Here is a 17,341-nt window from a genome sequence, read left to right as displayed (position 1 = left end):
ATGCAGGTACGTATAACGAAACTGTCGAACGGCATGACTGTGGTGACCGACGAGATGCCACATCTGAAGACGGTTGCCCTTGGCGTCTGGGTACGCACCGGGTCCCGCGCCGAAACGAACCAGCAGAATGGGATTACCCATCTGCTCGAGCACATGGCTTTCAAAGGAACCCTGTCTCGTACAGCGCGGGAAATCGCCGAGCAGATCGAGGCTGTCGGCGGAGAGCTGAATGCGTCTACCAGCATCGAGCACACCAATTACTACGCTCGTATCCTCGCTGAGGATCTACCGCTCGCCGTCGATCTATTGGCCGATATTCTGCAGAATTCGACTTTCGACAAGGATGAGCTGGCGCGTGAGCAGCACGTGATCCTTCAGGAAATTGGTGCTGCCTATGACTCCCCTGAAGATCGCGCTTTTGATCTATTTCAGGAGGCTGCCTGGCCGGATCAGCCGTTGGGCCGTCCCATCCTTGGCACGCCGGAGACCGTGCAGGGCTTCTCCCACGATGCTTTGAACAAGTACCTGCTTGATCGATATCGCGGACCGGACATGGTCTTGTCAGCTGCCGGTGCGGTGGATCATGACGAATTGGTGCGTTTGGCGGAAGAAAAGTTTAAATCCATTCCTGCTTCAGCTGCCGAGGCTGAAACACCGGCTCTCTACAAGGGCGGAGAGCAGCGGCTGACAAAGGACTTGATGGAGGCCCAGATCCTGATCGGCTTCGAGGGGCGACCTTACAAGTCAAAGGATTATTACGCGATCCAGATCCTTGCTTCCGTCCTGGGCGGAGGCATGTCCTCTCGACTGTTCCAGGAAATCCGCGAAAAGCGGGGGCTGTGCTATGCGATTTACTCCTTCCACTGGGCGTTTTCCGACACGGGTCTTTTCGGCCTGCACGCTGCCACCAGCCGCGAAGATATCGCCGCCTTGATGCCTGTCATCGTGGACGAACTGAAAACTGCCGGTGAAACCATCACCGATCAGGAGGTGGCGCGTTCCAGGGCGCAGATCCGTGCCGGCCTTATGATGGCACTTGAAAGCCCGGCTGCCCGGGCAGGGCAGATCGCCCGCCAGATTTTGGTTCACGGCCGCATTCTCAGCATCGAGGAAGTGTCGGACAAGATCGAAGCGGTGACCGTCGAGGACATCCGCAGGGTGGCAAGAGAAACCTTCATTGATTCGACGCCGACGCTGACAGCCGTTGGACCAGTAGATACACTGATGAATGTCGATGAGCTTGCCAGCCGCCTCGCTGGATCAGGGCCCTTGTCTGCCAAGCAGTCAGCAGGCCAGGCCGCTGGCGCGATGTAGTAGGGAAAAGGAGGGGAGGCAGCCATGTCTTTGTTGCGACCCGTGCTTTCCCTGGATGCCGGTCCGCGTATCGAGACCGATCGGCATTACTTGCGTCCGCCGAGCATGACCGACTTCCGGCAATGGGCCAGGTTGCGCGCAGAAAGCCGAACCTTCCTGAGCCCATGGGAACCTGTCTGGCCGGCAGACGATCTGACAAAGGCCGGGTTTCGCCGCCGTCTACGGCGCTATGCTCGCGACCGGCGGGATGGGCGCAGCCAACCGCTTCTTCTGTTCTGTGCGCAAACTGATGAAATTCTCGGTGGGCTGACACTGTCGAACATCCGCCGCGGTGTCAGCCAATGTGTGACGCTCGGCTACTGGATGGGCGCTGCACATGCGGGCAAGGGGCATATGTCCGCGGCAGTTTCCGCCGTCATGCCATTTTGTTTCAATGATCTTGGTCTGCACCGGATTGAAGCCGCCTGCCTGCCATCCAATGAAGCTTCAATTCGCCTTCTTCAAAAAGCCGGATTTGAGCGCGAAGGGTACGCACGCAATTATCTATTGATTAATGGCACTTGGCAGGATCACATACTTTTTGCCTGCCTGGCTGAAGATCATGCCAAAAAACGTTCCGCGCTTCCGTTTTCTTACGGGGGCAAGCTGAAAGAAATCTTGTGACATGCTACGCAACCCGGTACTTCTTCGCCCCATGTGGAATGTGATACCGGAACAGCTTGGAGGCGCAATAAAAGGCCTCGCTGTATTGTTGATTGCGCTGCTGGGTATCCTCGCAGCCAATCACGCACGCGCCGTCGAACCAATCCAGGTTCCGCTCGATGTGGACGCTCTCGATCTTACGAATGCAATTGAGATTCATGCTGGCACGGGTCCGCGCATTCAGGTTTCCACTGCGCCCGGGGCAGACGGTATCGTTCGAAGGATCGAGGTATCGTCAAGGGATGCGAGCAACACAGATTGGGCGGTGTTTGCCCTGACGAACACCAGCGACGAGCAGATTGACAGGCTTCTGGTTGCCCCCTTCTTCCAGCTCGTCGGATCTCGCCTGTTCTGGCCTGACCTCGGCTCTTCCCGGATCGCGTCGATCACGCCAAGTCAGGGCATCGCGCCTGAGCGTCAGAAGAGTCTCGAAGCGGACGTATTCCTCATCACGCTCGACCCTGGCGCCATCGTGACTTTCGTTGCGGAGATGACAACGCCGGATCTTCCGCAATTCCGTTTGTGGGAGCCAGATACCTACAAGGAAACGATCAACGCCTATACGCTCTACCGGGGCATTATTCTTGGTATTTCAGGCCTTCTTGCGCTTTTCCTGACGATCCTCTTCGTCGTCAAGGGAACGGTGATGTTTCCCGCCACCGCTTCGCTTGCCTGGGCGGTTCTGGCTTATTTGTGTATAGACTTTGGCTTCTTCAGCCGGGTTTTCAATTTGACCCAGGGTGATGATCAGCTCTACCGCGCTTGCGCCGAGGTGATGCTGGCAGCAAGTCTGATCATTTTCCTCTACGCCTATTTGAACCTCAACCGTTGGAACATCCACTACAGCCATCTGGCGTTGACGACCTTGGTGTTGCTGTTGGGCCTCCTGGGCGTCGCCGTCTGGGACCCTTCGATCGCGGCGGGTATCGCGCGCCTGTCACTTGGCATCATTGGTGTTCTCGGCTTCGCGACGGTTCTATTGCTAGCCTTCCAGGGCTATGACCGGGCCATTATGCTCATTCCCACATGGTTCCTGCTGATCGCCTGGCTGATCGGTGCGGCACTTACGGTGACGGGCGGACTGGCAAATGACATCGTTCAGCCAGCTCTCGGCGGTGGTCTCGTTCTTATCGTGCTTCTGATCGGGTTTACGGTCATGCAGCATGCTTTCGCTGGTGGCGCGATTGCCCAGGGCCTGATTTCCGATGTTGAGCGCCGGGCTCTGGCGTTGACCGGGTCTGGAGACATCATCTGGGACTGGGATGTGGACCGGGACCGGATCTTTACCGGCAACGAAGTTGAAGACCTGCTCGGCCTGCGTCACGGAACGTTGGATGGTGCGGCAAGGGATTGGCTTGAGATCCTGCACCCGCAGGATCGGGATCGTTTCCGGGCGACGCTCGACGCCGTCATCGACCAACGACGTGGCAAGGTTCAGCAAAATTTCCGGTTGAGATCTGAGGACGGCCATTTCCGGTGGTTCCGTCTGCGGGCACGTCCCATCGTCGGGTCGGACGGCGAGGTGATACGCTGTGTCGGAACGCTTCTGGATATCACCGAAGAGCGCACCGCCGAGGAGCGCCTTCTTCATGACGCCGTCCACGACAATCTGACTGGCCTGCCCAACCGCGAGTTGTTCATGGACAGGCTGACTATGGCGCTGGCGCGCTCGCGTGCCGAAGCCAGCGGCAAGCCTGCAGTTCTGGTGATAAACCTCGATCGCTTCAAGCAGGTCAATGACAGCATTGGCCTGTCTGCTGGAGACAGCATTCTTTTGACCGTCGCACGCCGTCTTGGACGTCTCGTTGGACAGCAGGACGCGCTCTCTCGTTTGAGTGGTGACCAGTACGGGCTGGTGCTCCTGTCCGAGCAGGAGCCGGATCGCGTGGTGACCTTGGCAGATTCCTTGCGCAAGGCCGTGCGTGCGCCCATTACCTTTGGTGACCGCGAGATCTTCCTGACCTGTTCTGTGGGTATTGCGCTATATGAAGGCGAGAAGCAGAGCGTTGAGGACCTGGTCACAAATGCCGAGATCGCGCTTAATCATGCCAAGCGGCTGGGCGGTGACAGGCAGGAGGTCTTCAGGCCGATCCTGCGCCCCTTGGGCAAGAACGTTGTCGACATGGAGACGGACCTGCGCGAGGCGATCAAGAAGGAGGCGCTTGGCGTCTTCTTCCAACCGATCGTGCGTCTTGAAGATCAGTCCATCGCAGGATTTGAGGTCCTGGCCCGGTGGACACATCCAAAGCGTGGCAAGATTGCGCCGTCTGAATTCATACCGATTGCCGAACAGTCAGGGCTGATCAACGAACTTGGCACTTACATGATGGAGAAGGGGGCGGCTCAGCTTGCCTTCTGGCAGCGCGAAATCAAGATGTCCAAGCCGCTGTTCGCCAGCATAAACATGTCGTCGCGCCAGCTGCTCAAGCATGATCTGATCAATGAAGTGAAGGCCATTCTCTCGCGCCTTTCACTGGCCCCGGGAACCCTCAAGCTCGAACTGACTGAATCACTCGTGATGTCCAATCCGGAGTATTCGGCCAAGGTTCTTGAGCGATTGCGTGCACTGGGGGCAGGCCTGTCGCTCGATGATTTCGGCACCGGCCATTCGTCCCTGTCTTATCTGCAACGCTTTCCGTTCGACACGATCAAGATCGACCAGTCGTTCGTGAAAGCTGATGGCCAGTCCGCTCGTCCGGTCCTGCTAAGGTCCATCGTTGCGATGGGACATGACTTGGGCATGTCGGTGGTCGCTGAAGGTGCCGAGAACGAAGCCGATGCGCTGGAGCTCTATCAGCTTGGCTGCGAATATGCTCAGGGTTATTTCTTCGGACAGGCCCTGTCTGCCGACGAGGCAACCAAGTTGCTCCGCAGCATTCCGGCAGAGACTGAGCCCGCTTGAAGCAAGCCTATGTGGAAGCAGATCGCTTCGCCATAGACCCGCCTGGAAGTGAACAAGTGTTCAGGGAACGACGATAGCCAATTCGTCTTTGGCTGCCTCGATCATCACCGGTGTCGTGCCGAAGGCATCGCCATCGATCTGCACAGCCACGGGCCGCTTTGCAAAGAAGCGCGCTTTTTCAAAAGCAGTGACAGTTACGCCCTTGGCCTTGTGTACACGCCCCATCAAGAGCGCGAGACCAAACCGGACGGCCGAGACGGGATCGCCTTTTCGAAGCACAAGAACGTGCAGTCCACGGGTCGTTACGGATGCGTCGGGGCAGATCACGAACGGCCCGCCATAAAACCGGCCGTTCGTGGCAACCACGAGCTTGCCGGTGAACTCCTGACCGTCGATGTCCACATTGATGTCGGAACTATCTCGGCTCATCCCGATCTTCAGTGCAGTAAAGACATAGGCGAGCTTGCCGAATTTCCGCTTCAATGCCAGAGAAATGCCGTGAACCACCTCGGCATCAAGGCCGGCGGAAGCCATCAGGATGAATGGGTGGCCGTTCGCAAGCCCAAAGTGTAGTGGCTGCGTGCGGTGGTTCAGGATCGCCCTTGCAATTGCGGCAGGCCGGTTGGGCAGGCCCAGCTCATGGGCGAGTACATTGGCCGTGCCGCATGGGATCACGGCAAGATCAGGAGCGGCGGGGTTGGACTGAAAGCCTGAGATCGCTTCATTGACAGAGCCGTCTCCACCGGCAATCGCCAGGACGTTCACGGCAAGACGCGGATCGGCCGCAACCTCGCCAATTTCGCCCGCATGTGTCGTCAACCTCAACGTGACGCGACAACCTGCCTCCGTAAGGTAAGATTGGATTTTCTCAAGCTTGCGCGGATTGTACCCACCGCTTGTCGGGTTTGCGAGAATGAGGACCGTCTTGCCCTTCGCGTCCGGCGCGAGGTCAGGCAGAGCATGAGAGGGTGACCAGAGTGACCTCAAGTGTCTGAGCCTTCTTCGTCGCCGGAATAGCCAGGTTTGAAAGGAGCCATTCCCTTGCGCGCCAGTTCGTCAGCACGTTCGTTGTCGGGATGGCCTGCGTGTCCCTTCACCCAATGCCAGGTCACGTCATGGCGTTGACGCGCTTCATCCAGTGCCTGCCATAGTTCCACATTTTTGACTGGCTTGTTGGCGGCAGTGCGCCAGTTCTTGCGCTTCCAGCCTGCCATCCATTCCTTGATGCCACTGCGCACGTAGGTGCTGTCAGTGTAGAGGTCGACGCTGCAGGGACGCTTGAGCGCATTCAAGGACTCGATGGCCGCCGTCAGTTCCATGCGATTGTTTGTTGTCGAGCTTTCGCCGCCACACAGTTCCCGCTCATGCTCGCCGAAGCGCAAAATGGCCCCCCAGCCGCCCGGCCCAGGATTTCCTGAACAAGCGCCATCCGTATAGATCGTAACCTGATTGTTGTCTGTCATAGGTCCAATCCGTAGGATTTCACGCTGTCAACGCTTTGATGAAATCTGAGCTTCTTCAGATACTCAAGCGGATCCTTCGGTGTGACGAGCGCGCCTTCAGGCACACTAAGCCAGTCATAAAGACGTGTTAGAAGAAAGCGCAGGGCCGAGCCACGTGCGAGCAGCGGCAGAGCTTCGTATTCTGGTTCACTTAAGGGCCTGACCTTGGTGTAGCCGTTCAGCAGCGCACGTGCCTTGGTGACATTGAAGGCACCATCTTGTTCAAAGCACCAGGCGTTGAGGCAGATTGCAACGTCGTAGGCGAAGGCGTCGGTGCAGGCGAAATAGAAATCAATCAATCCGGAAAGTTCATCGCCCAGAAAGAAGACGTTGTCCGGAAAGAGATCTGCATGGATCACCCCGTTGGGCAGGTCCTTTGGCCACCGGCCTTCCAAGAGATCGAGTTCTCTTTCGATTTCGCCCGAAAGGCCGGCCTGTACCCGATCTGAATCCGCGCCGCATTGCTGGAAAAGCGGGCGCCAGTCGCCAACGGTCAGTGCGTTGGGTCTGACCATCGCAAAGTCAGCTCCTGCCAGATGCAAGGCCGCCATGCCGGCGCCAAGCTCGGCGCAATGTTCCGGACGGGGTCTTTTGACCCACATGCCCTCAAGAAACGTGACGATCGCCGCTGGTCGCCCTGCGAGTGTCCCCAGAAGCTCGCCCGTCTTGTTGGCAACTGGCGTCGGGCAGGAAATGTTCTTCGCAGCAAGATGCTGCATCAGGTTCAAAAAGAACGGGAGATCATTCGGGTCGACGCGCTTTTCGTAAAGGGTCAGAATGAAATAGCCAGCCTCAGTGTGCAGCAGGAAATTGCTGTTCTCGACCCCTTCGGCAATGCCTTTGCACGAGAGCAAGGCGCCAATGTCGTATGTTGCAATGAAGGCGGCGAGCTCTTCATCGGCGACGTCGGTATAAACAGCCATAAATGTTTACTCTGCAGCCGTGGGCGCTTGTGTGGAAGCTTCGCGCAGTTCCCGCGGTAGGTTGAAGGCAATCGTCTCTTCGGCCGTACGCACGGTCTCGACAGAAACGCTGTAGCGGTCCGCAAAGGCAGTGATGATTTCTTCAACCAGTGTCTCGGGCGCAGACGCACCGGCGGTCAGGCCGAGGGACGAAATCCCGGAAAACGCGTTCCAGTCAATGTCACTGGCTCTCTGGATCAGGTGAGATGTTGTACACCCAGCGCGCTCGGCAACTTCGCGAAGCCGTTGCGAATTGGAAGAGTTGGGTGCTCCGACCACGATCATGGCATCAACTTCAGGGGCGACGGCCTTGACGGCCTCCTGGCGATTGGTGGTCGCGTAGCAAATATCTTCCTTGTGCGGGGCGACAATATCCGGAAACCGCTGTCGAAGCACCTCAACAATACCTGCCGTATCGTCCACCGACAGGGTCGTCTGCGTGATAAACGCCAGTTGGCGATCTGTCTTGGGCCGGAAGCCGAGTGCATCTGCCTCGGTTTCGATCAAGGTTACGGTGTCGGCGGGAAGCTGGCCCATGGTTCCGATCACTTCGGGATGACCTGCGTGTCCGATCAGAAGAATCTCGCGTTCGCGGCGGTGATGAATCACCGCTTCCTTGTGAACCTTGGAAACCAGTGGACAGGTCGCGTCGAGAAAGAACATGTTGCGTGAGCGGGCATCCTCGGGCACGGATTTGGGTACGCCGTGGGCCGAAAAGATGACCGGTCGTTCATGATCCTCTGCCGGAATCTCTTCCAGCTCTTCCACGAAGACAGCACCCTTGGTTTTCAGGCCGTCGACCACGAACTTGTTGTGGACGATCTCGTGGCGCACATAAACCGGACGGCCATATTTTTCCAGAGCCAGCTCGACAATCTGAATTGCCCGGTCCACGCCAGCGCAAAAACCACGAGGTGCGCACAGGTGGATCGTCAGGGCAGGCCTCTCGGAGGTTGGTGCTGTCATTTTGGTCCTTCGGACTGTCATCAGTCCGCAATAAGGGGCGCGAGCTGGGTCCTGTCAAGGTTCAACTGAAACGTATGCAGCCTCAGTCTCGCCAAGGTTTGATGGACCTGCTATGTAGCGCGGCCGAAGCTTAAAGGGAAATATGCGGGTGAAACATGGGTAAGGGCATTGAAACTGTGGTTAAACGTCGGACGGGTCTCGTTATGGCCGGAGTGCTTTGCGCAGGCTTGCTCGCCGGCTGCATGAGCAGTTCCGATGAAGTCACGTCTGGCGGTGCCAGTGTATCCTCCAAGTCAAAGAGCTGGATAGCGGGCATCACCACAAGCGGCAAGGGGCCGATTGAGGTCAACCCGGATGCCTTTGTTGCCGATGTTTACTGTCCTCCGATCCAGCTTCAGATAGGTACGCACCTGATCATGAAGTTTGCCCGACGTAAGGAAGAAACGCCGGAGAATCTCCTCTACCAGGCTACTGTTGAAGAGTGGGCGCGCGAGTGCACGCGCGAGGGAACGGATCAAACGCGCATCAAGATCGGTCTTTCCGGTGATGTTACTCCAGGCCCTGCGTGGTCGGGAGGTGAGGTTCTGCTTCCTGTCCGTGTTGCGATCATTCCTTCAGGCGGCGACGCAAAGCCCCTTCACTCTGAAATTGTTTCGGTGCCGGTCACCGTTGGTGCAGGTGCTCCCAGTGAGGCCTGGACCCTGATCGAGAACAAGTTCACGGTCCCGCGCAATCAGGAAATGAAAATTGTGGTCGGCTTCGACGAAGGAAAGCGCCGTTGAGAACGATCGCTTATCGTTTGAGCAGTCTGGCTTATTGACATTGGCATAGGCGCGCCACAGAATTGTCAACATTGGCTCGGGTCGTTCTCGAGTCGATGGGAGGCTTGTTTGAGCCTCCTCGAGACCTAGCGGGAGAGGCCGGATGAAACAGACCGGCGCCGAAGGAGCAACCGCCCCGGAAACTCTCAGGCAAAAGGACCGCTAGGACATCAACGCTCTGGAAAGCAGTTAACCGGCCCGGTGAAACGGGAAGGAACGGCTCACCGAAGGAGTAACCGTAGATCGCCTGCCTTTCCGGCTGGCGACGCGGGAAATCTCTCAGGTACTCGGACAGAGGGGGTGCGGACGGGCCATTGTTGGCGCGTTCCCGTGCAACCTTGAATCTGAGGACCTTACATGGCTGAGCCGGACGCTTCTGGCGATCTTCAAAAGACACCGCTTTACGATCTTCACGTCGAACTTGGCGCGCGTATGGTGCCGTTTGCCGGCTATGAGATGCCGGTCCAGTATCCGACCGGCATCATGACGGAGCACCTTCAGACCCGTGAAAGCGCCGGTCTGTTTGACGTCTCTCACATGGGCCAGGCCAAGCTGGTTGGACCAGACCATGAGACGACGGCGCGGGCGCTGGAAGCCCTTTGCCCGTCCAACATGGTCGAGCTGAAGCCAAGCAAGCAGCGTTACACCGTTCTTCTGAACGCTGACGGCGGTATCGTCGATGATTTGATGGTGACACGTCCAAGAGACGAAAGCCTCGACGGTCAGCTGTTGCTCGTCGTCAATGCATCTCGCAAACATGTCGATTATCCGCTGCTGGAAGCTGGTCTTCCAGACGGCGTTCGCCTGGAAATTCTGGAAGATCGTGCGCTGATCGCGGTGCAAGGCCCCAAGGCGGTGGAGGCGGTCGCCGCTCACGCGCCTGCTGCGGCCGACCTCGAATTCATGTCTGGCGACTTCATGGAATTTGACGGTATCGCCTGCCACATCTCCCGCGCCGGTTACACGGGCGAAGACGGTGTGGAAATGTCAGTGCCGGCGGGGGCTGCGGAAGCCATTGCCCGTGCGCTGCTCGCCGATGACCGGGTTGAGCCGATAGGCTTGGGTGCGCGTGACAGTCTGCGCCTTGAAGCCGGACTTTGCCTTTATGGTCATGACCTCGATGAAACCACGTCGCCGATTGAAGGCGCGATCACCTTCTGCATGCAGAAGCGCCGCCGCGAAGAGGGCGGTTTTCCAGGTGCCGAACGCATCCAGGCGGAATTGAAGGACGGTCCTGGCCGTGTGCGTGTCGGGTTCAAACTCGAAGGCCGTGCGCCTGCGCGAGAAGGTGCCGAGATCCAGTTGCCGGGCGGTCCGGTGATCGGGACGGCGACCTCTGGCGGCTTTGCCCCCAGCGTCGGCGCGCCGATCGGCATGGGTTATGTCCCGGCCGAACATGCGGCCACCGGCACCAAGATCAATCTCGTTGTGCGGGGCAGGGAGCTGCCGGCGGAAATCGTCGACATGCCCATCGTGCCGAACCGCTATTACCGCAAACCCAAAGCTTGACTACATTTCAGAGAACGGACGCAATCATGACCACCTATTTCTCCAAGGACCACGAGTGGATCGCAGTTGAAGGCGATGTCGCAACGGTTGGCATTACCAAATACGCCCAGGAACAGCTCGGTGATGTTGTTTTTGTAGAGTTGCCCGAAGCCGGGAAGGCGCTTTCACAGGGGGACGAGGCAGCCGTCGTTGAATCGGTCAAGGCAGCCTCCGAGGTCTATGCCCCGATCGATGGCGAAGTGGTCGAAGCCAACGATGTGCTCGCCGATGAACCGGCCAAGGTCAATGAGGACCCTGAAGGCAGTGCCTGGTTCATCAAGATGAAAGTCGCCAATGCAGGCCAGCTGTCCGACCTGATGGACGAGGCCGCCTACAAGGCGTTTGTGGACACTCTCTGAGATGCCGGGACACGTCTACACCGCTGAAGTGACATGGAAGCTGGTTGGCGATGACTTCGCCAAGGGCAAATATTCACGCGCCCATACCTGGCGCTTCGATGGCGGCGTGGAAGTGCCCGCATCAGCTTCACCCTCTGTGGTCCCGCTGCCGTTTTCTTCTGAAAGTGCGGTGGATCCCGAGGAAGCCTTCGTTGCCTGCCTGTCTTCCTGTCACATGATGACATTTATCGATTTGGCGCGCCTCTCGAAGTATCGGGTGGAAAGCTACTACGACAAGGCCGAAGGCGTCATGTCCCGCATCGATCGGGGCCGGATGGCTGTGACGAAGGTGATCCTGCGGCCGCAGGTTACTCTTCTTGGCAGCGCGGCTCCGGACCCGAGCTTGTTCGCCGATCTGCATGAGAAGGCGCATGAAATGTGTTTCATCGCCAATTCCGTCAAGACCGAGATCGAGATTGCGCCAGAGCCCCTGCGCCTGATCCCGGCATAACAAAAGAGCCTGACCGTTATGCGTTACTTGCCTCTTTCCGACACTGACAGAGCCGATATGCTGGCGCGCGTTGGCGTCGACAGCATCGATGAGCTGTTTTCCGATATCCCGGAAAAGGCACGCCTCAACGAGGTTCTGGACCTGCCGCGCCGCGCGGGCGAGCTGCAGGTGGAGCGTCACCTGTCCAGCCTGGCGGCCAAGAATGTTCCGGCCTCCACTGTGCCTTTCTTCGTGGGTGCAGGTGCCTACAAACACCATGTTCCCGCCACCGTCGATCATCTGATTCAGCGCTCGGAGTTTCTGACCTCCTACACGCCCTATCAGCCGGAGATCACCCAAGGCACACTACAGTATCTCTTCGAATTCCAGACCCAGGTCGCGCGCCTGACCGCCATGGATGTGGCCAATGCCTCCATGTATGACGGCTCCACCGGCACCGGCGAAGCCGTTCTCATGGCGCACCGGGTCACCAAGAAGAAAAAGGCGATCCTCTCCGGCGGCCTGCATCCGCAGTACCGGGAAGTTGTTGAAGGCCTGTCCGAGATGGCAAGCGACGATGTCGTGTCCTTGCCGGCAGACCCGATGGGCACGGAAGACATCCTGTCCCAGATCGATGACGAGACCTCTTGCGTCGTGGTGCAGTCACCGTCCTTCTACGGCCAGATCATCGATCTGAAGCCGATTGCGGAAAAGGCGCATAAGCACAAGGCGCTGTTGATCGCGGTCTTCACCGAAGTCGTGTCTCTCGGCCTGATTGAGCCTCCCGGGACGCAAGGCGCCGACATCGTCGTCGGCGAAGGCCAGTCCATCGGCAACGGCCTGAACTTCGGCGGTCCTTACGTCGGTCTCTTCGCCACCAAGCAGAAATACGTCCGCCAGATGCCGGGCCGTCTGTGCGGTGAGACGGTGGATGCCGACGGCAAGCGCGGCTTTGTGCTGACGCTCTCCACCCGCGAGCAGCATATCCGCCGCGACAAGGCGACCTCCAACATCTGCACCAATTCCGGCCTGTGCTGCCTGGCGTTCACCATTCACCTGTCGCTTCTGGGCGCCAAGGGGCTGGGCCAGATGGCGCGGATCAACCACGCCAACGCCGTGAAGCTGAAGAAGGAGCTCACCGCCATCTCCGGTGTTGAGGTGCTCAACAGCGCTTACTTCAACGAGTTCACCGTCAAGCTGCCGAAGGCCGCCAATGGTGTCGTCGAGGCACTTGCAGAAAAGGGCATTCTGGCCGGTGTGCCGGTTTCCCGCCTGGAGCCGGGCAAGGCAGAGCTTGAAAACCTGCTGGTCGTGGCTTCCACCGAAGTCAACACGGATGAAGACCGCGCCGCCCTTGCCGGCGCTCTGAAGGAGGTGCTGGCATGAGCATGAACACTCAGGGACGTCCGACCTCTGCGGGCGATGCAGGAACTCACTTCACTCCAAAGACCTTCACCGGCAACCGTGCGCTCGACATGGAAGAGCCGCTGATTTTTGAAGTCGGCCATCTGGATGTGACCGGTGTCGATCTGGACGAGCCGGAAAGCTTCGAGCCGGAACTGGGCGCCCATGCCCGTGCCGACATGCTCGATCTGCCGGGGCTGGCCGAGCCGGAAGCCATGCGCCACTATGTGCGTCTGTCACGCAACAATTACGCGATTGACGCGGGGCTCTACCCGCTCGGCTCCTGCACCATGAAACACAATCCGCGGCTGAACGAGAAGATGGCTCGCCTGCCGGGCTTTTCCGACATTCACCCGCTGCAGCCCCTGTCCACGGTGAAGGGCGGCATCGAGCTGATCGACGAATTGGCCCATTGGCTGATGGTCATGACTGGCACGTCCGCCGTTGCCATGAGCCCGAAAGCCGGTGCGCATGGCGAGCTTTGCGGCATGATGGCGATCAAGGCGGCCCATACGGCGGCTGGCCGCGATCCGAAAATCGTTCTGGTTCCAGAAAGTGCTCATGGCACCAATCCGGCCACAGCAGCGCTTCTCGGCTACAAGGTGGTCTCCATCGATGCCAAGGACGACGGCACCGTCGATTTCGACGGCCTGAAAGCGACCATTGGCGAGCATGAAGGCAACATCGCCGGCATCATGCTGACCAATCCGAACACCTGCGGGCTGTTCGAACGCGACATCATCGAGATCGCGGAAATCATCCATGCGGCAGATGCCTACTTCTACTGTGATGGTGCCAACTTCAACGCCATTGTCGGCAAGGCCCGTCCCGGTGATCTTGGCGTCGATGCCATGCATATCAACCTGCACAAGACCTTCTCCACGCCCCATGGCGGCGGCGGGCCGGGTTCCGGTCCGGTGGTGCTGTCCGACCGTTTGGCGCCTTTCGCACCGCTTCCCTTCATCCGTAAGGGCGAGAGCGGTCCGGAGCTGGTCGAGACCACTGCCGAGGTCAAGGACGGTGAGCAGCCCTTTGGCCGCATGACCGCGTTTCATGGCCAGATGGGCATGTATGTGCGCGCGCTCAGCTACATGCTGAGCCATGGTTCCGACGGTCTGCGTCAGGCTTCTGAAGATGCGGTGCTGAACGCCAACTATGTGCGCGTTGGCCTGCAGGACCTGATGAGCCTGCCCTTCGGCGAGCGCCCGTGCATGCATGAAGTGCTCTTCGATGACAGCTTCCTGAAGGACACGGGCGTGACCACTCTCGACTTCGCCAAGGCGATGATCGACGAGGGCTATCATCCGATGACCATGTACTTCCCGCTGGTGGTTCATGGCGCGATGCTGATCGAACCGACGGAATCTGAAAGCCGGGCCGCGCTCGACCTCTTCGTTGCCACCATGCGCGACCTGGTGATGAGTGCCAAGCGCGGCGAGACGGATCGCTTCTCAGGCGCGCCATATCTCTCGCCCCGCCGCCGCCTGGACGAAACGCTGGCCGCCCGCAAGCCGGTCCTCAAGTGGACTGCCCCGGATCCGGCAGATGTCACGCCGGTTGCTGCAGAGTAGCTGTGTTTGAAAAATTGATTGCGGAACAAAGCCCCGGCCATTTGGTCGGGGTTTTTTATTGCCTACTTTATTGACAAGTAAATTGTCATTATGACAATATAATTGTCGTTATGATCGATAATGCCAAAACCGCCGAGCTTTATGAGCTCATCCGACTGATACGCCCGGTACACCGGCGCTTGGCGCGCGCCGTTGAGGCGAAACTCGTTGGAACCGGCTTATCCGTCGGCATGCGCGCAGTGATGGAATTCCTGGGCAAGGCGGGAGCAACGTCTGTCCCGGACATTGGCCGGGCACTGTTCCTGGCGCGTCAGCAGATCCAACTCCTGGTGAATGACCTGGAGAAATTGGAATTGATCAAACGGCACCCCAATCCAGCGCACAAACGCTCACCACTCTTCGCGTTGACCGACAGCGGACGTGCACAATTCGGCGAAATCAGAGCCAGCGAAGACGCAGATATCGCTCTTGTCGGCCAGAGATTCTCGTCTGAGGAAATAGCCGCGGCGCAGAAAGTTGTTTGTGCGATGCTGGATCATTTCGCTGAATTTGAAGATGACCCCAACCGGCCTCGTGGCCTCGAGTGATCTAGCAAGGAGATTTCAAATGGACCTGATTTGGCTGTTTGCCGCCATCGCAGGACTGATCGTCGCGGGCCTTGTCTTCTGGTCGGTCCTGGTCCTGCGGAAACTGGGCACTCCGACACGAGGTGTGAAGATTGACGTTAAAACGCGGCCAAGGTCCGCGCTTGTCATCATCGACGTTCAGGAGGATTTTACGCGAAATACCGGCAAGAACGCTTTTGACCCAGAAGAGCGGAAACAGGTTCTTGCCAGAACGAACAGGCTGATTTCGAAAGCGCGGCAGGATGGTGAGGATGTGATCTTTGTTCAAAACGTCTTCCGGGATCTACCTGTCATCCTGGCGATGAAGATCGTGTCGGGAGGAATCGGAACGCCCGGTCGGGACGGTCTTCGGCTTGATCGCGAGCTGGATGTTGGATCTGAGCCTGTGTTCGAAAAATCTATTGGGGACACTTTTTCCAACCAGGACTTCGACGCCTATTTGGCCGAAAAAGGGATCGGGTCCCTTAAGCTCGTCGGCCTCGATGCCTGTCATTGCGTTCAGCTCACTGCCAAGGGCGCGCTTCAAAGGGGGTATGAGGTCGAGGTTATCGAGCCGGCCTTGTTGACGGCTTTTCCCGAAAAGTGGCCAGGTTTCAGCAAGGAGCTGATAGAGCTGGGAGCCCGTGTCTCCGATCAAACGGCTGTTTCTTGATGTGGTCAATGTCAGGGCGTGAAATTTGTTTTCGATCCAGCTTGACAACCTGAGTGAACTTCCCGCATGTAAAGCGTTATGAAGCAGATCGCCGCACCCACTTTTGTGTACTTTTATTACGTCACCGACATATCGGCGGCTGCGTAGGATCTTGTCTCACTCCTAGAACCTCAAAAAAGCCGCCGCGTCAGGCGGCTTTTTGGTTTCAAAGCTCCTGGCGGGCAAACCTCCAGGAAAGCCGAAATGACAAATCACATGATCGAAGCCGGTAAGCCGGCCGCAAAACTCAAGTCCGAAGCCCTGCAGGTTCTGTTGGAGCGTGGGTTGGTGCATCAATGTACTGATCTGGAAGCGCTGGACGCCAAGCTGGACGCCGGGCCGGTGACCGCCTACGCCGGGTTTGATGCCACCGCCGCCAGTCTTCACGTCGGCCACCTGATGCCGCTGATGACCATGCGCTGGCTGCAGAAGCTTGGTCACAAGCCGATCATTGTTCTCGGCGGTGGTACATCCCAGGTCGGTGACCCAAGCTTTCGAAACGAAGCGCGCCCTCTTCTGGAACAGCAACAAATCGCGGCCAACATCGCCGGTATCCGACGCTCTGTCGAACGCTTGCTGGATCTGGAGGGCGAGGACGGCGCGCAGCTCGTCGATAATGCCGAGTGGCTCACAGAATTCCGCTTCCTGGAATTCCTGCGTGATTATGGTGCACATTTCACCGTAAACCGCATGATGACCTTCGACAGCGTCAGGTCGCGGCTGGACGCCCAAATGCCTCTGACCGTGCTGGAGTTCTGCTACATGATGCTTCAGGCAGTCGATTTTCTCGAGCTTGCGCGAAGGCACGACTGTTCCTTGCAGGTGGGCGGATCAGATCAATGGGGCAACATCATCAACGGTGTGGAGCTGGGACGAAAAGGCGAGGGGCGGCAGCTCTTCGGTCTGACCGTGCCGCTGATCACCACCGCGAGCGGGGCGAAAATGGGCAAGACGGCTGCGGGCGCCATCTGGCTGCATCCTGAGCATCTGTCACCCTTCGCTTTCTGGCAGTTCTGGCGCAATACGGCGGACGCGGATGTGCCGAAATTCCTCAGGCTTTTCACCGAATTGCCGATGAATGAAGTGATCCGTCTCTCCGAGCTTCAGGGCGCGGAGCTGAATGAAGCGAAGAAAATCCTGGCAACACAGGTGACCACCATCGTTCACGGCGCAGAAGCTGCTCGCCATGCGCTGGAGCAGGGAGACGCCTTGTTTGCCGGTCAGGCGGACAATCTGGAGCCGACCCATCGTCTGCCGCTCGTGAGACTGGCTGAAGGCCTGGGACTTTTGGAGCTTCTGGTCGAGATCGGATTTTCCGCCTCCAATGGGGATGCGCGGCGGCTCGTGGAAGGCGGTGGTGTGCGCCTCAACTCCAAGGTTGTCGATGACCCGCGCCGCCGGATTTCAAGCGGCGACATCGGCGCGAAGGATGCCCTGACCCTCGCTGCCGGTAAGCGCCGGAAGGCCCTCGTCCGGTTTGAGTAAGGGAGAGAGGGTTTTAGAG

Annotated in this window: 16 protein-coding genes and 1 riboswitch; of the genes, 12 read left to right on the top strand and 4 right to left on the bottom strand. The window is 58.4% G+C overall.

Translation table 11 applies throughout. From position 1 onward, the window contains the following. Genes ABJZ52_RS17145 through ABJZ52_RS17135 form a run of 3 tightly spaced genes read left to right on the top strand, consistent with a single transcriptional unit; the run spans position 1 to position 4,918 of the window. Positions 1–1,314 (top strand): pitrilysin family protein, encoded by a 1,314-nt coding sequence (locus ABJZ52_RS17145; protein WP_348185942.1) that lies wholly within the window; start codon positions 1–3, stop codon positions 1,312–1,314. A 24-nt stretch (positions 1,315–1,338) separates the two neighbouring features. After that, positions 1,339–1,977, top strand: coding sequence for a GNAT family protein (locus ABJZ52_RS17140; RefSeq protein WP_348185939.1), 639 nt, complete (start codon positions 1,339–1,341; stop codon positions 1,975–1,977). Between the two features lie 31 nt (positions 1,978–2,008). Further along, positions 2,009–4,918 carry an EAL domain-containing protein gene (locus ABJZ52_RS17135; RefSeq protein ID WP_348186211.1) on the top strand — a complete coding sequence of 970 codons (2,910 nt, stop codon included), beginning with the start codon at positions 2,009–2,011 and terminating at the stop codon, positions 4,916–4,918. A gap of 60 nt (positions 4,919–4,978) precedes the next feature. On the opposite strand, the gene ABJZ52_RS17130 is transcribed toward ABJZ52_RS17135, so the two are convergent. Genes ABJZ52_RS17130 through ispH form a run of 4 tightly spaced genes read right to left on the bottom strand, consistent with a single transcriptional unit; the run spans position 4,979 to position 8,348 of the window. Further along, the gene (locus ABJZ52_RS17130) at positions 4,979–5,905 is read right to left on the bottom strand and encodes a diacylglycerol kinase family protein (protein ID WP_348185936.1); all 927 of its coding nucleotides are present in this window, start codon (positions 5,903–5,905) and stop codon (positions 4,979–4,981) included. Next, positions 5,902–6,381: a ribonuclease HI gene (gene rnhA / locus ABJZ52_RS17125; RefSeq protein ID WP_348185933.1), complete on the bottom strand. Its 480-nt coding sequence runs from the start codon at positions 6,379–6,381 to the stop codon at positions 5,902–5,904. Before rnhA ends, ABJZ52_RS17130 begins: the two co-directional genes overlap by 4 nt. Beyond that, a complete protein-coding gene (locus ABJZ52_RS17120; protein WP_348185931.1) occupies positions 6,378–7,343 on the bottom strand; it encodes a homoserine kinase in 966 nt (321 codons plus the stop codon). The genes rnhA and ABJZ52_RS17120 overlap by 4 nt, the downstream gene beginning before the upstream one ends. A gap of 6 nt (positions 7,344–7,349) precedes the next feature. Further along, entirely contained in the window at positions 7,350–8,348 is a 999-nt protein-coding gene (gene ispH, locus ABJZ52_RS17115) for a 4-hydroxy-3-methylbut-2-enyl diphosphate reductase (protein WP_348185929.1), read from the bottom strand. A gap of 155 nt (positions 8,349–8,503) precedes the next feature. Between ispH and ABJZ52_RS17110 the strand changes: the two genes are divergently transcribed. The 9 genes from ABJZ52_RS17110 to tyrS all read left to right on the top strand — a co-directional run bounded on the left by ABJZ52_RS17110 (position 8,504) and on the right by tyrS (position 17,322). Then, on the top strand, positions 8,504–9,130 hold the full coding sequence (locus tag ABJZ52_RS17110) for a hypothetical protein (RefSeq protein WP_348185926.1): 627 nt from the start codon (positions 8,504–8,506) through the stop codon (positions 9,128–9,130). Between the two features lie 119 nt (positions 9,131–9,249). Next, positions 9,250–9,341: riboswitch (glycine riboswitch) on the top strand. Positions 9,342–9,526: 185 nt separating this feature from the next. Further along, positions 9,527–10,678: a glycine cleavage system aminomethyltransferase GcvT gene (gcvT, locus tag ABJZ52_RS17105; RefSeq protein ID WP_348185924.1), complete on the top strand. Its 1,152-nt coding sequence runs from the start codon at positions 9,527–9,529 to the stop codon at positions 10,676–10,678. Between the two features lie 26 nt (positions 10,679–10,704). Continuing rightward, complete coding sequence (gcvH, locus tag ABJZ52_RS17100) at positions 10,705–11,076, top strand: glycine cleavage system protein GcvH (protein WP_348185922.1); 372 nt, start codon at positions 10,705–10,707, stop codon at positions 11,074–11,076. Between the two features lies 1 nt (position 11,077). Further along, a complete protein-coding gene (locus tag ABJZ52_RS17095) occupies positions 11,078–11,566 on the top strand; it encodes an OsmC family protein (RefSeq protein WP_348185919.1) in 489 nt (162 codons plus the stop codon). 18 nt (positions 11,567–11,584) lie between these two features. Beyond that, positions 11,585–12,931 carry an aminomethyl-transferring glycine dehydrogenase subunit GcvPA gene (gcvPA, locus tag ABJZ52_RS17090; RefSeq protein WP_348185917.1) on the top strand — a complete coding sequence of 449 codons (1,347 nt, stop codon included), beginning with the start codon at positions 11,585–11,587 and terminating at the stop codon, positions 12,929–12,931. Continuing rightward, a complete protein-coding gene (gene gcvPB, locus ABJZ52_RS17085) occupies positions 12,928–14,520 on the top strand; it encodes an aminomethyl-transferring glycine dehydrogenase subunit GcvPB (protein WP_348185914.1) in 1,593 nt (530 codons plus the stop codon). The genes gcvPA and gcvPB overlap by 4 nt, the downstream gene beginning before the upstream one ends. A gap of 110 nt (positions 14,521–14,630) precedes the next feature. After that, a complete protein-coding gene (locus ABJZ52_RS17080) occupies positions 14,631–15,107 on the top strand; it encodes a MarR family winged helix-turn-helix transcriptional regulator (RefSeq protein WP_348185911.1) in 477 nt (158 codons plus the stop codon). Between the two features lie 19 nt (positions 15,108–15,126). Beyond that, the gene (locus ABJZ52_RS17075) at positions 15,127–15,798 is read left to right on the top strand and encodes a cysteine hydrolase (protein WP_348185909.1); all 672 of its coding nucleotides are present in this window, start codon (positions 15,127–15,129) and stop codon (positions 15,796–15,798) included. A gap of 243 nt (positions 15,799–16,041) precedes the next feature. Further along, the gene (gene tyrS, locus ABJZ52_RS17070; protein ID WP_348185906.1) at positions 16,042–17,322 is read left to right on the top strand and encodes a tyrosine--tRNA ligase; all 1,281 of its coding nucleotides are present in this window, start codon (positions 16,042–16,044) and stop codon (positions 17,320–17,322) included. Positions 17,323–17,341: the final 19 nt, after the last annotated feature.

It is taken from the genome of Roseibium sp. (genome assembly GCF_039982295.1).
GTDB lineage: Bacteria > Pseudomonadota > Alphaproteobacteria > Rhizobiales > Stappiaceae > Roseibium.
Note: the sequence above shows the minus strand (reverse complement) of the source record. Positions and strands in the feature narration are given on the sequence as shown.

Bases quoted from the DNA above. Each gene is read 5' to 3' on its own strand.
- ABJZ52_RS17145 (WP_348185942.1), top strand. From the start codon at position 1: ATGCAGGTACGTATAACGAAACTGTCGAACGGCATGACTGTGGTGACC.
- ABJZ52_RS17140 (WP_348185939.1), top strand. From the start codon at position 1,339: ATGTCTTTGTTGCGACCCGTGCTTTCCCTGGATGCCGGTCCGCGTATC.
- ABJZ52_RS17135 (WP_348186211.1), top strand. From the start codon at position 2,009: ATGTGGAATGTGATACCGGAACAGCTTGGAGGCGCAATAAAAGGCCTC.
- rnhA (WP_348185933.1), bottom strand. From the start codon at position 6,381: ATGACAGACAACAATCAGGTTACGATCTATACGGATGGCGCTTGTTCA.
- ABJZ52_RS17120 (WP_348185931.1), bottom strand. From the start codon at position 7,343: ATGGCTGTTTATACCGACGTCGCCGATGAAGAGCTCGCCGCCTTCATT.
- ispH (WP_348185929.1), bottom strand. From the start codon at position 8,348: ATGACAGCACCAACCTCCGAGAGGCCTGCCCTGACGATCCACCTGTGC.
- ABJZ52_RS17110 (WP_348185926.1), top strand. From the start codon at position 8,504: ATGGGTAAGGGCATTGAAACTGTGGTTAAACGTCGGACGGGTCTCGTT.
- gcvT (WP_348185924.1), top strand. From the start codon at position 9,527: ATGGCTGAGCCGGACGCTTCTGGCGATCTTCAAAAGACACCGCTTTAC.
- gcvH (WP_348185922.1), top strand. From the start codon at position 10,705: ATGACCACCTATTTCTCCAAGGACCACGAGTGGATCGCAGTTGAAGGC.
- ABJZ52_RS17095 (WP_348185919.1), top strand. From the start codon at position 11,078: ATGCCGGGACACGTCTACACCGCTGAAGTGACATGGAAGCTGGTTGGC.
- gcvPA (WP_348185917.1), top strand. From the start codon at position 11,585: ATGCGTTACTTGCCTCTTTCCGACACTGACAGAGCCGATATGCTGGCG.
- gcvPB (WP_348185914.1), top strand. From the start codon at position 12,928: ATGAGCATGAACACTCAGGGACGTCCGACCTCTGCGGGCGATGCAGGA.
- ABJZ52_RS17080 (WP_348185911.1), top strand. From the start codon at position 14,631: ATGATCGATAATGCCAAAACCGCCGAGCTTTATGAGCTCATCCGACTG.
- ABJZ52_RS17075 (WP_348185909.1), top strand. From the start codon at position 15,127: ATGGACCTGATTTGGCTGTTTGCCGCCATCGCAGGACTGATCGTCGCG.
- tyrS (WP_348185906.1), top strand. From the start codon at position 16,042: ATGACAAATCACATGATCGAAGCCGGTAAGCCGGCCGCAAAACTCAAG.